The organism is Actinopolyspora lacussalsi, from assembly GCA_030803735.1.
In the GTDB taxonomy this organism is placed as follows: Bacteria; Actinomycetota; Actinomycetes; order Mycobacteriales; family Pseudonocardiaceae; genus Actinopolyspora; species Actinopolyspora lacussalsi.
On the sequence record JAURUC010000001.1, the window covers coordinates 3,805,783 to 3,819,081 of the forward strand.

The 13,299-nt window shown below is 68.8% G+C and carries 11 protein-coding genes; 10 read left to right on the plus strand and 1 reads right to left on the minus strand.

Features of this window, described 5'->3' with window-relative positions; all coding sequences use genetic code 11:
* Positions 1-76: 76 nt before the first annotated feature.
* The 10 genes from J2S53_RS17120 (at position 77) to J2S53_RS17165 (ending at position 11,135) form a co-directional block, all read left to right on the plus strand.
* Positions 77-2,662, plus strand: coding sequence for a DNA polymerase III subunit gamma and tau (locus J2S53_RS17120; RefSeq protein WP_456242820.1), 2,586 nt, complete (start codon positions 77-79; stop codon positions 2,660-2,662).
* Between the two features lie 146 nt (positions 2,663-2,808).
* A complete protein-coding gene (locus J2S53_RS17125) occupies positions 2,809-3,141 on the plus strand; it encodes a YbaB/EbfC family nucleoid-associated protein (RefSeq protein WP_092925427.1) in 333 nt (110 codons plus the stop codon).
* A 10-nt stretch (positions 3,142-3,151) separates the two neighbouring features.
* On the plus strand, positions 3,152-3,748 hold the full coding sequence (gene recR, locus J2S53_RS17130; protein WP_456241813.1) for a recombination mediator RecR: 597 nt from the start codon (positions 3,152-3,154) through the stop codon (positions 3,746-3,748).
* Positions 3,749-3,887: 139 nt separating this feature from the next.
* The gene (locus J2S53_RS17135) at positions 3,888-4,469 is read left to right on the plus strand and encodes a uridine kinase family protein (RefSeq protein WP_456241814.1); all 582 of its coding nucleotides are present in this window, start codon (positions 3,888-3,890) and stop codon (positions 4,467-4,469) included.
* Between the two features lie 227 nt (positions 4,470-4,696).
* On the plus strand, positions 4,697-6,382 hold the full coding sequence (locus J2S53_RS17140; RefSeq protein WP_456241815.1) for an ABC transporter substrate-binding protein: 1,686 nt from the start codon (positions 4,697-4,699) through the stop codon (positions 6,380-6,382).
* Between the two features lie 49 nt (positions 6,383-6,431).
* Entirely contained in the window at positions 6,432-7,442 is a 1,011-nt protein-coding gene (locus tag J2S53_RS17145; RefSeq protein WP_456241816.1) for an ABC transporter permease, read from the plus strand.
* A 67-nt stretch (positions 7,443-7,509) separates the two neighbouring features.
* The gene (locus tag J2S53_RS17150) at positions 7,510-8,445 is read left to right on the plus strand and encodes an ABC transporter permease (RefSeq protein ID WP_456241817.1); all 936 of its coding nucleotides are present in this window, start codon (positions 7,510-7,512) and stop codon (positions 8,443-8,445) included.
* 8 nt (positions 8,446-8,453) lie between these two features.
* A complete protein-coding gene (locus J2S53_RS17155) occupies positions 8,454-9,449 on the plus strand; it encodes an ABC transporter ATP-binding protein (RefSeq protein ID WP_456241818.1) in 996 nt (331 codons plus the stop codon).
* Positions 9,442-10,557, plus strand: coding sequence for an ABC transporter ATP-binding protein (locus J2S53_RS17160; protein ID WP_456241819.1), 1,116 nt, complete (start codon positions 9,442-9,444; stop codon positions 10,555-10,557). The genes J2S53_RS17155 and J2S53_RS17160 overlap by 8 nt, the downstream gene beginning before the upstream one ends.
* Positions 10,558-10,916: 359 nt before the next feature.
* Positions 10,917-11,135, plus strand: a complete 219-nt coding sequence (locus J2S53_RS17165; protein ID WP_092980492.1) for a hypothetical protein — start codon at positions 10,917-10,919, stop codon at positions 11,133-11,135.
* A gap of 99 nt (positions 11,136-11,234) precedes the next feature.
* Here the strand turns inward: J2S53_RS17165 and leuA are convergent, their stop codons facing one another.
* Positions 11,235-13,064: a 2-isopropylmalate synthase gene (leuA, locus tag J2S53_RS17170; RefSeq protein WP_456241820.1), complete on the minus strand. Its 1,830-nt coding sequence runs from the start codon at positions 13,062-13,064 to the stop codon at positions 11,235-11,237.
* Between the last annotated feature and the right edge of the window lie 235 nt (positions 13,065-13,299).

Sequence of the window (13,299 nt, forward strand, 5' to 3'; positions counted from 1 at the left end):
ATCGTTTCAGGGAGCCCGCTCGCCGTCATCGCTCCCGATGCCGAACTCGTCGGTGGTGGCACGTATCGTTGCCGGTGTGGCGCTCGCGCTCTATCGCAAGTATCGACCGGCGACCTTCGGCGAGGTCGTGGGACAGTCACACGTTACGCAACCGCTGCGAACCGCGCTGGCCGCACAGCGGATCAACCACGCCTACCTGTTCTCCGGGCCCCGTGGGTGCGGCAAGACCTCCAGTGCGCGGATCCTCGCGCGTTCGCTGAACTGTGCCCAGGGCCCTACGGACGAGCCGTGCGGCGAATGCGACTCCTGCGTCGCGCTGGCTCCGGACGGTTCGGGCAGCGTGGACGTCGTCGAGATGGACGCCGCCAGTCACGGTGGTGTGGACGACGCGCGCGAACTGCGCGATCGGGCGGTGTTCGCCCCGGCGCAGTCGCGTTACCGGATCTTCGTCATCGACGAGGCCCACATGGTCACCCAGCAGGGGTTCAACGCCCTGCTCAAGATCGTGGAGGAGCCGCCCGACCACCTCGTCTTCGTGTTCGCCACCACCGAGCCGGACAAGGTGCTGACCACCATCAGGTCCCGCACCCACCACTACCCGTTCCGGCTGATCCCACCGGGTGAACTCCGCGAGCTGCTGGAACGGATCTGCGCCGAGGAAGGCGTCAGCGTGGATCCGGCGGTATATCCGCTGGCGATCAGCGCCGGGGGAGGCTCCGCCCGTGACGCGCTGAGCGTGCTGGACCAACTGGTCGCCGGTGCCGGTGCGGAGGGCATCACCTACGAGCGCGCCGTGGCGCTGCTCGGGGTCACCGACGTCGCCCTGATAGACGCGATGGTGGACGCGCTGGCCGCGAACGATCCGGCCACCGTCTACGGCACGGTGGACCGGGTCGTGGAGGCCGGTCACGATCCCCGCAGGTTCGCCTCCGATCTGCTGGACCGGTTGCGCGACCTCGTGTTGCTGCAGTCGGTACCGGACGCGGCGGAGCGCGGTCTCATCCAGAACGCCGGTGACGGGATCGGCAGGATGCGCGAGCAGGCCGAGAAGCTCGGGACGGCCACGCTGACCCGGTTCGCCGAGATCGTGCACGCCGGGCTCTCCGAGATGCGCGGTGCCACCGCGCCCCGCTTGCTGCTGGAGTTGTTGTGCGCCCGCATGATGCTGCCCGCCGCTTCCGGGGAAGAGGCGGCGGTGCTGCAGCGCATCGAGCGGGTCGAGCGACGCATGACGGTGGCCCCGCCGACTTCCGGGGGAGGTGCGGAAGCCGCCCCGGCGACGCCCGCACCGGCCGCGCGGAGTGCCGCTCCGAGTGAACCGGACGGCGGTTCGCCCTCGCCGGTCGCGGAGTCGGACCGTGCCGAGACACCCCCCGCACGGGCTGCCGGGGCCGGGCGGGACGGCGCCGCCGACGCGGGGAAGCCTCCCGAGCGTCCGGCGGGCGGCGATCGTGCCGCGACACCTCCCGAGGGACACGTCCAACGGGAGCAGCGGGCGAGTTCCCCCGAACCGGCGGAGGACGATTCGCGTGCGGGAGGCGGCAGGCCCGCCGCCGAGCTGCGCCAGGTGTGGAACGACCTGCTGCGTGCCGTGGCGGAGCGCAACCGGCCGACCCAGGCGCTGCTGCTGAACGCCTCGCTGGTGGATCTGCGGGACAACACGCTGGTGCTGTCGATGCCGACCGACGGACTGCGCAAGCAGTTCATGCAGGCTCGTCGCATCGACTACGTGCGGGAGGCGATGCGCGCGGTCGTCGGGGGCGATTGGGAGCTGGAGTGCCTCGTCGAGGGTGAGGAGCGGTCCACCCGCGCACCGGCCGCCACGCCGCAGCCCGAGCGTGGCGCCACAGAGCGGGGGGCAGCGGAGGCTCCGCGGTCGGCCGCGCCGCGAGCCCCCGCGACCGAGGCGGCTCCCGCTTCGGAGCGGTCCGCCGCCCCGAACGCACAACCGGCCGCCCCGAGCGCTGCCGCGGAACGTACTCCCGAGCCGGAGAGCCCTCCGGCGGAACCGGAGGTCACCCCGCCTACGGCTGCTCCTCCCACCTCGGCTCCGGCCGTGTCGGACTCCCCGGGCACTTCCGAATCCTCCGTAGCGCCCGAGCCCCCGGCCGTCGCCGAGCCAAGCGCGGCGGCCGAACCTCCTGCGGCGGCCGAACCTCCCACGGCAGCCGAGTCCCCCGCCGCACCGGAGAGACCGGAGGCATCCGCGTCATCGGAACCACCGGAACCGCCCCTGCCGCCGGAACCGCCTCCCGAATCGGATCCCGAGCCGCCCGAGTGGGAGGACGTCGGACCCGGTCCGCCACCGGAGCCGGACTTCGCGGCTTCGTCCCGTTCCGAACCACCAGGGGCCGAGTCCGCGGGGAACGAACCCCCCGGGGCCGGATCCTCGGATTCCCGGCCCGCGTCCTCCCGACCAGCGCCAGAATCCTCGGCTACCCCGGGGGGCCGGGCCGGTTCGGCGGATTCCGAAACCTCCCGGCCGGGCATCGCCGGTTCGGGAGCGGCGGGGTCGCCGGCTGAGAAGTACGCCGCTCCGGCCGGATCGGCCGCCGCGAGCACTGCCGAAGCCGCACCGCGTGACGGCTCGGTCGAACGCGATCCCGACGACGAGGCGGTCGAGTTACTGGTCAGCGAGCTCGGCGCGCGCAGACTCGACTAGTGGGATCCGGTCCGCCCGGCCGGGCGCCCGCCACCGTCGCGGATCGACGACTACGCTGGACGGCAGGAGATGCCTCGCTCGAACAGGTGAGCCCAGCCGGAACCGGGAGAGGAGCCACGGTGCAACCAGGCGGTCAGCAACCCGACATGCAGGAAATCATGAAGCAGGCGCAGGAGATGCAGCAGCAGCTGATGAATGCGCAGCAGGAACTCGCCGAGACGGAGGTGACCGGCACCGCCGGGGGCGGCATGGTCACCGCCACCGTTACCGGCGCGGGAGAGTTGCAGTCCATGAGCATCGACCCCAAGGTCGTCGATCCCACGGACACCGAGACGCTGTCGGACATGGTCGTCGCGGCCGTCCGGGACGCCAACCGCGCCGCGCAACAGATGCAGGCGGACAAGATGGGGCCGTTGACCAACGCGCTGGGTGGCCAGGGCGGCACGGACATGGGCGGACTCGGTCTGCCGGGGATGTGACGGTAGTCGCGTGTACGAGGGGCCAGTACAGGATCTGATCGACGAGCTCGGCAGGTTGCCGGGGATCGGTCCGAAGGGTGCGCAGCGCATCGCCTTTCACCTGCTCTCCGCCGAGCCCGCCGACGTCACCCGGCTGCAGGACGCGTTGCAGCGGGTGAAGGAAGGCGTGGTGTTCTGCGAGGTCTGTGGCAACGTCTCCGAGCAGACGCGCTGCAGGATCTGCCAGGACACCAGGCGTGACCCGCGGTTGGTGTGCGTGGTCGAGGAGCCCAAGGACGTGCTGGCCGTCGAACGCACCCGCGAGTTCCGGGGGCGTTACCACGTGCTCGGTGGTGCGCTTGATCCGCTCTCCGGGGTCGGGCCGGACCAGTTGCGGATCCGCGATCTGGTCAGCCGGATCGGGGCCGACGAGGTGGCCGAGATCATCATCGCCACGGACCCCAACACCGAAGGGGAGGCGACGGCCACCTACCTCGTCCGGCTGTTGCAGGACTTTCCGGGGCTGAGCGTGACACGGCTCGCGTCCGGTCTGCCGATGGGAGGCGATCTCGAGTTCGCGGACGAGCTCACCCTCGGCAGGGCGTTGTCCGGAAGGCGATCCGTTTGAGCCGTTCGACCACTGCGAGTGGAGTGTTCCTCCGGTGAGCCGCTCGGTGGCGGGAGCCGCCGTTCGACCGGAGCGAGGCCACGGCGGTCGGGGGCGTCCTGTCGGCCGCTCCCGACCCGTGGCCCCCGGCTCACCGGTCGTGCGGCTGCCGCGCGCGGCTGATTCCGAAACCGCGGCCTCGTTGGTGCACCGGGTGGGGCGCAGCGCGTCCCGGCTCGGTCCGGTGCGGTTGGTCGCGGTGGACGGTCCTTCCGGCGCCGGGAAGTCGACGTTCGCCCGCGTGCTGCTCTCCGCCCTGGCCACGGCGGGGATCGACGCCGCGCTGCTCGGCACCGACGACTTCGCCACCTGGCGGGAACCGGTGGGCTGGTGGCCCCGGTTGCGCGAGGGTGTGCTGGATCCGTTGTCGCGGGGACGTGCCGGTCGCTACCGGCGCACCGAGTGGCCCGCCGGAGTGCCGGTGCCCGGGGCGCTGATCGACGTCCCCGTTCCGGAGGTGCTGCTGCTCGAAGGGGTCTCGGCGGGCAGACGTTCGGTCGCGAGCCGCCTTTCGGCACTGATCTGGATGGAGCCACCCGACTCGGCCACCCGGCTGGAGCGCGCGGTGCTGCGGGACGGTGCGGCGACCCGTCCCGAACTCCTCCGCTGGCAGCGGTTCGAACGGGTGTGGTTCCGCTCGGATCGCACCGGACAGCGTGCCGACTTCGTGCTGCGGGGCTGACGAACCGCCCCGCGACTCCTGACGGTCTTCGAAAATCCACTCGTTCGAGTGAGTCGTGTTGCATAGTATTTCCGGCTGTGACCAGGGTTTTCACAAATTTTTCCCAGATTTGCCGAATATTAGGCCGAACGTTGTAGCCGAATCGTAATCCTGTGAACCTGATCCGGATACATTCCTCGGGTTACCGTCTCTCTCACTTTGCGAGACGTGAGTTACCGAGGTGAGTGATGGGTGCAGCCGCCGGGCCGGGGTTCCGGTTATCGAGAGTGGGGCGCAGGCTTGTGACGGTCGGGCTGACCGCCGTGCTTGCCACGTCCCTGTCCGCGTGCGTGCAGTCGCAGCGCGGTGAGGACAGCGGGCAGACCATGGTTTTCGGAGCGCCGGGAGCTCCGGCCCTGTTCGACCCGTTCTACGCCTCCGACGGCGAGACCTTCCGGGTCACCCGACAGATGATGGAGGGACTCGTCGGTTTCGAGTCGGGCGGAGTCGAGGTCGAGCCCGAACTCGCCACCGACTGGACTTCCTCGGAGGACGGTACGAAGTGGACCTTCCAGCTCCGCGAGGGCGTGAAGTTCCACGACGGCACCGACTTCAACGCCGAGGCCGTCTGCGCCAACTTCGAACGCTGGTACAACCAGACCGGCACCGGGCAGAGCTCCGCGCTGTCGTACTACTGGATCGAGACCTTCGGCGGATTCGCCGGTGGCGACGAACCCTCGCTGTTCTCCTCCTGCGAGGCATCGGACCCCACCACCGCGGTGATCAACCTGACTCGCGCGACCTCCAAGTTCCCCGCCGCGCTCGGGCTGGACTCGTTCAGCATGCAGTCGCCCACGGCGATGAAGGAGTACGAGGCCGACAAGGTCGTGGCCAAGGGATCCGGTTTCGAGTACTCCGAGTACGCCAGGAAACACCCCACCGGTACGGGCCCGTTCCAGTTCGACTCCTACGACCAGAACAACCAGTCCGTGGTGTTGCATCGCAACGACGACTACTGGGGTGACAAGGCCAACCTCGACCGGCTCATCTTCAAGGTGATCTCCGACGAGTCGGTTCGCAAGCAGGAACTGCTCTCCGGCGGGATCGACGGCTACGACTTCCCGAACCCGGCCGACCTGGACTCGCTGCGGCAGCAGGACTTCAACGTGCAGGTCCGCGAGCCGTTCAACGTGCTGTACCTGGGCATGTCGCAGAAGAACAACCCGGCGCTGCGCAAGCTGAAGGTCCGCAAGGCGCTGGCCTACGCGATCAACCGCGAGAACCTGGTCAACGCCAACCTACCGGGCGGCGCCGAGGTCGCCAACCTGTTCTATCCGTCCAGCGTGGATGGGTACACCGAGGACGTGGCGAAGTACTCCTACGACCCGGAGAAGGCCAAGCGACTCCTGAACGAGGCGGGACACTCCGACCTCACCATCGAATTCTGGTGGCCCACCCAGGTGACGCGGCCCTACATGCCCGACCCGCGCGGCATCTTCAACTCGCTTGCCGGGGACATGCGCAAGGCGGGCATCAACGTCGAACCGGTCAGCAAACCCTGGAACGGCGGTTACATCTCCGACGCGAACAAGGGCGACGCCGAGGTCTTCCTGCTCGGCTGGACCGGTGACTACAACTCCCCGGACAACTTCATCGGCACCTTCTTCGGCTCGACGGAGAACCAGTTCTACACCAAGCCCGCGCCCTGGGGCGAAGAGCTGGCCAACCGGTTGGACGCCGCGGACAAGGAACCGGATCCGACCAAGCGGGAGCGGATGTACACCGAGATCAACCGTGACCTGAAGTCGAAGTACCTGCCCGCCGTGCCGCTCTCGCACTCGCCGCCCGCGATCGTGACCGCCCCGCACGTCAAGGGACTGGTCACCTCGCCGCTGACCGCCGAGGAGTTCGCCTCGGTGAGCATCGAGAAGTAGTTCCAGGGCAGCGCCCAGGTTTTTCCGTCGAGAACGTAAGGATCCCGGTTTGCTTCGTTACACGGTCCGGCGACTCGGCCAGCTGTTGATCGTCACGGTCGTGCTGTCGGTCCTGCTGTTCGGATGGCTGCGGGCGCTGCCGGGTGGCCCGGTCTCCGCACTCCTCGGTGAGCGTGCCACCGAGGAGTCCCGAGCCCGACTGGTACAGCAGCTCGGGCTCGACCAACCGCTGTACGTGCAGTACTGGAAGTTCATGCAGCGGGCGATCACGGGTGATTTCGGCGTCTCCACCGGGGTGCAGCCGGGCACCCCGGCCATGGAGGTGTTCCTGCAGCGCATGCCGGCCACGCTCGAACTCTCGGTGCTGGCGCTGCTGCTCGCGGTCGCCGTGGGCATCCCCCTGGGCTACTTCGCGGCCCGCAGGCAGGGCGGCTGGCTGGACAACCTCAGCATCACCTGGTCGCTGATCGGCGTGGCGGTTCCGGTGTTCTTCCTCGCCTTCCTGCTCAAGTACGTCTTCGCCATCGAGTTCGGCGTACTGCCCGCCTCGGGAAGACAGGCGGCGGGGATCGACGCCACCCACGCCACCGGCTTCTTCGTCCTCGACGGGCTGCTCACCACGGAGTGGGACGCGGCGTGGAACGCCCTGATCCACCTGCTGCTGCCCGCGATCGCGCTGTCCACGATCCCGTTCGCGGTGATCTTCCGGCTCACCCGGGCATCGGTGCTCGACGTGGTCGAGGAGGACTACGTGCGCACCGCCCGCTCCAAGGGGCTCGGGGCGATGGTGGTGCGCGGCAGGCACATCCTGCGCAACGCGATGCTTCCCGTGGTCACCACCATCGGGTTGCAGACCGGCGCGCTGCTCTCCGGGGCGGTGCTGACCGAGCAGGTCTTCAACATCCCCGGGATCGGACAGGCACTCTCGCTGGGTTTCCAACGGCAGGACTACGCCGTGCTGCAAGTGGTGATCCTCGCCACCGCGATGGTCTACGTGCTGGTCAACCTGCTCGTCGACCTCGCCTACGCGGCGATCGACCCGAGACTCCGGACACGCTGATCGAAGCGGGGTGCTCGCCACCGAGCCTGCCAACACGACGGAAAGTATCAGTGAGAGGTCGCGCACAGTGCTGGGTACACAACGCAAGGAGCGCATCGACGGGCTGGCCGAGTCCGGTGGGGACACCACCGCGGGTGTCAGCCTGGCGGCCTCGGCATGGCGACGGTTGCGTCGCAGCCCGACGTTTCTCGTGGGTGCGGGGATCATCTGCGCCTTCGTGCTGCTCGCCCTGGTGTCGCCGATACTGGCGCAACACGATCCCGCCCTGCGGCTGCTGGAGGAGCAGGTCTCCCGCGCGGACAACGAGATCCCCGCCCCACAGCCCGGCTTCCCGCTGGGTGGTGACCAGTACGGACGGCCGTTGCTGTCCCGGGTGCTGCTCGGCTCACAGCAGACACTGCTGGTCGCGCTGCTGGCCACGGTGATCGGTCTGGGCGGCGGGCTGACCCTGGGCATCCTGGCTGGCGCCTTCGGCGGCTGGGTCGACACCCTGGTGATGCGCGTGGTCGACGTGATGCTCTCGGTGCCCTCGCTGCTGCTGGCCGTCTCCATCGGAGCGCTGTTCCAGCAGCAGTCCCAGTTCACCGTGATCATCGCGGTCGCGACGGTGCAGATACCGATATTCGGCAGGCTGCTGCGCGGCACCATGCTCGCCCAGCGGGCGAGCGATCACGTGCTGGCGGCCCGCGCGCTGGGGGTGCGCCAGCGCTCCATCGTCTTCCGACACATGCTTCCCAACGCGCTCGGCCCGGTGATCGTGCAGGCCACGCTGATGCTCGCGGTGGCCATCATCGACGCCGCGGCGCTCTCCTTCCTCGGCCTGGGAGCGGCCGACACCTCGACACCCGAATGGGGGCAGATGCTCGGCTCGGCGCAGAACTTCTTCGACACCCACCCGCACCTGGCCTTCTGGCCCGCCGGCTGCATCATCGTCGTCGCGCTCGGTTTCACGCTCGTCGGTGAGTCGATGCGGGACGCCCTCGACCCGAAGAAGCGGCGGTGAACGGCGACATGGCATTGCTGGAAGTGCGCGACCTGTCCGTGCGGTTCGTCCGCAAGAGCGAACCGACGGTCCCGGCGGTGGACGGTGTCTCGTTCGACGTGCACCCCGGAAGCACGGTGGGTCTCGTCGGCGAGTCCGGATGCGGCAAGTCCGTCACCTCGCTCGCGATCATGGGGCTGCTCCCGCAGCGCGGGACCGAGGTGTCCGGCTCGGTGAACCTGGAAGGCAGCGAACTGCTGCGGCTCTCCCAGCGGGAGTTCGACCGGCGCAGGGGCAAGGACCTCGGCATGGTCTTCCAGGATCCGCTGACCTCCCTCAACCCCGTCGTGCCCATCGGGCTGCAGGTTTCCGAGGTCATCGAACGTCACCGCGGGCTCTCGCGCCGCGACGCGTCCCGCGAGGCCGCGAAGCTGCTGGAGCGGGTCGGCATTCCGGACCCGGACCGCAGGCTCAAGGAGTACTCGCACCAGCTCTCCGGCGGGATGCGGCAGCGCGCCCTGATAGCCATGGCGCTGGCCTGCGAACCTCGGCTGCTGATAGCCGACGAGCCCACCACCGCCCTCGACGTGACCATCCAGGCGCAGATCCTGACCCTGCTCAAGGAACTCGTCGCCGAGACCGGAACAGCGTTGATCATGATCACCCACGACCTGGGAGTGGTCGCGGGGATGTGCGACGAGGTCAACGTGCTCTACGCCGGACGAATCGTGGAACGCGCCCAGCGGCACGAGCTGTTCTCCCGGCCGCGGCATCCCTACACCGCCGGGCTGATGGCCTCGGTGCCGCGGCTGGACTCCCCGCGAGGACAGCGGCTGGCTCCGATCGAGGGGTCGGTGGCCGACAACATTCCCTGGGAGGGAGGATGCGCCTTCAGCCCGCGCTGCGGCAACGCCCTCGCGGTGTGCGGCGAACGCGCGCCCGAACTCGAAACCATCGAGCAGGGCAGGCTGCTGCGCTGCCACAACCCGATCGGTGCCGCGGAACTGGAGCGTGCCCATGACTGATTCGAGCCGCACCATCACGGGTTCCGAGACCTCGCCCGTCGGTACGGACCCTTCGGACCCGGCGGCGGACTCCCTGCTGGAGATCGACGACCTGCGGGTGCACTTCCCGATCAAGCGGGGAATCGTGCTGGACCGCACCGTGGGCCACGTATACGCGGTGGACGGGGTGTCGCTGCGCGTCGGTCGCGGCGAGACCTACGGACTGGTGGGGGAGTCCGGCTGTGGCAAGTCCACACTGGGCAAGGCGGTGCTCCGGCTGGAACGGCCCACCGGCGGTTCGATCCGCTTCGACGGTACGGACATGGCCCGGATGTCGGGTGAACCGCTGCGGCGGATGCGGCGGCGAATGCAGATGGTCTTCCAGGACACGTTGTCCTCGCTGGACCCGAGGCAGTCCGTCGAATCGCTGCTCGTGGAGGGGATGCGGGCGCACGGACTCGACAAGGGAGGGGGGAACACCGAGCGCGAACTGCGCGAGCTGCTCTCCTCCGTCGGGCTGCCCGCCTCGGCGCTGCGCAAGTACCCGCACGAGTTCTCGGGCGGTCAGCGGCAGCGCATCGGCATCGCCCGGGCGCTGGCCGTGCGCCCGGACCTCGTGGTCGCGGACGAGCCGGTCTCCGCGCTGGACGTCTCGGTGCAGGCCCAGGTGCTGAACCTGCTGGAGGACCTGCAGGAGGAGTTCGGCCTCACCTACCTGGTGATCGCGCACGATCTCGCCGTGGTGCGACACGTGGCGCGGCGTATCGGGGTGATGTATCTGGGCGGTCTGGTCGAGGAGTCCGATTCGGACGTGCTGTACGAACAACCGCTGCACCCCTACACCAGGGCGCTGCTCTCCGCGGTGCCCGTGCCGGAACCGGAGGTCGAGGACCAGCGGGAGCGGATACTGCTTTCCGGGGACCTGCCGTCACCCGCCTCGCCGCCCACCGGGTGCCGATTCCACACCAGGTGCCCGTGGCGGCAGCCCACGCGCTGCGACTCCGAACGTCCCGAGCTGCGCGACGTCGGAGGTGGGCACCGGGTGGCCTGTCACTACGCCGAGGAGATCCGCGACGGAATCATCACCCCGAACTCGGTCGAGGGAAACTCTTCCGCTGGGGTTTCGTAGCCGGTTCCGTGGCGGAACCTCGCGCACGGCTCTCGCTCCGGGGAGGCCCGACATCGGGTAGCGACCTACACAACGTCGGGCCTTCCTCGCGAGAGCCGCACGCGAGAACCCGCGGTGGTGCCGACCGTGGGGGTGGTCGGAGTTCGGCTCGTGAGGGTGGTCGGAGTGCGGCCCGCGTCGAAGCGACGCGGCGATTTCGCGAGAAATTGACACCCACCCGGGCCGGACCACCCCTTCGTGGTCGGGGTTCGGGATCGGAACGGTATCGATCATGTCCCCGTTGGGATGACGTACGTTGCTCGGACGTCTCGTACCGGATTGACTGTGCTGGTGCCGATCGACCCGAACGGAGGTGTGTGGTGTCCGAGCTCTCGGAAAGCGACCGGCTCGATCCGGAGCAGTTGAGTTGGAGCGTGCCGTGCCTGGACTCCGAAGATGACGACGCCGCCGGGGAGGTGAAGGTGCTGGTGCTCGGTGACCGGGTCGCCCTGGTGCTGCCGCCGGGCGAGACCCTGGTGTTCACACCGGACGAAGCCGGGGAGTTCGCCAAGCTGCTGGGCACCTCCACCGGGCAGTGAGCCACCTTCCACGGGCTCGCCGAGCCGGACGGCCGGAGTGCGAGTCGGCGGAACGTCCCGCCGACCGAGCACCCCGACCTCCCGATCGGGACGGTTCGCTCAGCGGTTCGCCCGGTTCACCGCCGACACCACCGCGCGCAGCGACGCGGTGACGGTGGAGGTGTCGATGGCGGCACCCCACAGCACGGTCGGACCGTCGGTTTCGCCGTCCACCGAGCACTCCAGGTAGGCGGCGGCCTTGGCGTCGTCCCCCGCCGTCATCGCGTGCTCGTGGTAGTCGAGCACGCGCACGTGGTAGCCCACGGTGCTCAGCGCGTCGACGAACGCGGCGATGGGACCGTTGCCGGAACCGCTGATCTCGTGTTCGGTGCCCTCCACCCGAACGGTGGCATCGATGGTCTCGGCACCGGCCTCACCGCTGAGGCGCTGCCGTACCAGTTCCAGTGGTGCGGTCGAGTCCAGGTACTCGTCGGCGAACACGCGCCATATCTCTTTCGGCTCCACCTCGCCGCCGTCCGAGTCCGTGCGCTGCTGGATCAGCTTGGACAGCTCGATCTGCATCTTGCGGGGCAGGTCGAGCTGGTACTCGGTCGTCATCACGTAGGCCACGCCGCCCTTGCCGGACTGCGAGTTGACCCGGATTACCGCCTCGTAGCTGCGTCCCACGTCCTTCGGGTCGATCGGCAGGTACGGGACTTCCCAGGGGTACTCGCTCTCGGTGACCCCGGCGCGTTCCGCGGCCTCGCGGTGCGCCCGCAACCCCTTGTTGATCGCGTCCTGGTGGCTCCCGGAGAACGCCGTGTAGACCAGCTCACCGCCCCACGGCTGCCGTTCGGGAACCGGCAGCTGGTTGCAGTGCTCCACAGTGCGCTTGATGTAGTCGATGTCGGACAGATCCAGCTGTGGGTCGACCCCCTGGCTGAACAGGTTCATCCCCAGCGCCACCAGGTCCACGTTGCCGGTGCGCTCGCCGTTGCCGAACAGGCAGCCCTCGACGCGGTCGGCTCCCGCCTGGTATCCGAGCTCGGCGGCCGCGATGGCGCTGCCCCGGTCGTTGTGCGGGTGCAGCGAGAGGATCACCGAATCACGCCTGGACAGGTTGCGGTGCATCCACTCGATCGAGTCGGCGTAGAGATTCGGGGTCGCCATCTCGACGGTGGCGGGCAGGTTGAGGATGACCGGGCGTTCCGGTGTGGGCTGCCAGATCTCGGTGACCGCGTCGCAGACCTCGGCGGCGTAGGAGAGTTCGGTACCCGTGAACGATTCGGGGGAGTACTGGAACCGGAAGTCGGTGTCCGGGTACTTGGCCGCGTACTCACGCACCAGCTCCGCACCCTGCGTGGCGATCTTGCTGATTCCCAGGCGCTCCTCGCCGAAGACCACGCGCCGCTGCAGGATCGAGGTGGAGTTGTACAGGTGGATGATCGCGGAGTGCACACCCTCCAGCGCCTTGAAGGTGCGTTCGATCAGGTCCGGGCGCGCCTGGGTCAGCACCTGGATGCGTACGTCCTCCGGAATCGCCCCGTCCTCGATGATCTCGCGTACGAAGTCGAAGTCCGTCTGGCTGGCGGCGGGGAAACCGACTTCGAGCTCCTTGAAGCCCATCCCGATCAGCAGGTCGAACATCCGGCGTTTGCGCGCGGGTGACATCGGGTCGATCAGCGCCTGGTTACCGTCCCGCAGGTCGACCGCGGACCACAGCGGTGCTCGGGTGATGCGCTGGTCCGGCCAGGTGCGGTCCGGCAGCGACACGTTCTCCACCAGCTCGTCGAACGGTCGGTAACGGTGGAACGCCATCGAGCTGCCGCGCTGCGGATTCCAGGGCTTCTGGTCGGGCGGAGCGGGACGCGAGGGGCGACGTGGTCCGGAGCCCGCCGCGGGGACGTCGTCCGTGTTGGAACGGGAATCGGAAGCGGAGCCGTTACTCATCCTGCTGGACTCTCCTGCTCGTGCTCGGTTCGGGAACTCATCGACCGGCACGCTTTACCTCCGCGACGAGGGGCCGGTCTAACTGACCCCGTCGCGGCGGCAAAGCAGGAGGCTGAAAGTCACGAGGACAGCCTAACCGCACCCGGTGTCCAGAACGCAACCGCCTGTTCCGAATGCTGGACACCACGCTGCCGTGCCGCCGAATCGTCGCTCCGTGTTCCCGTGGCCCGATCCG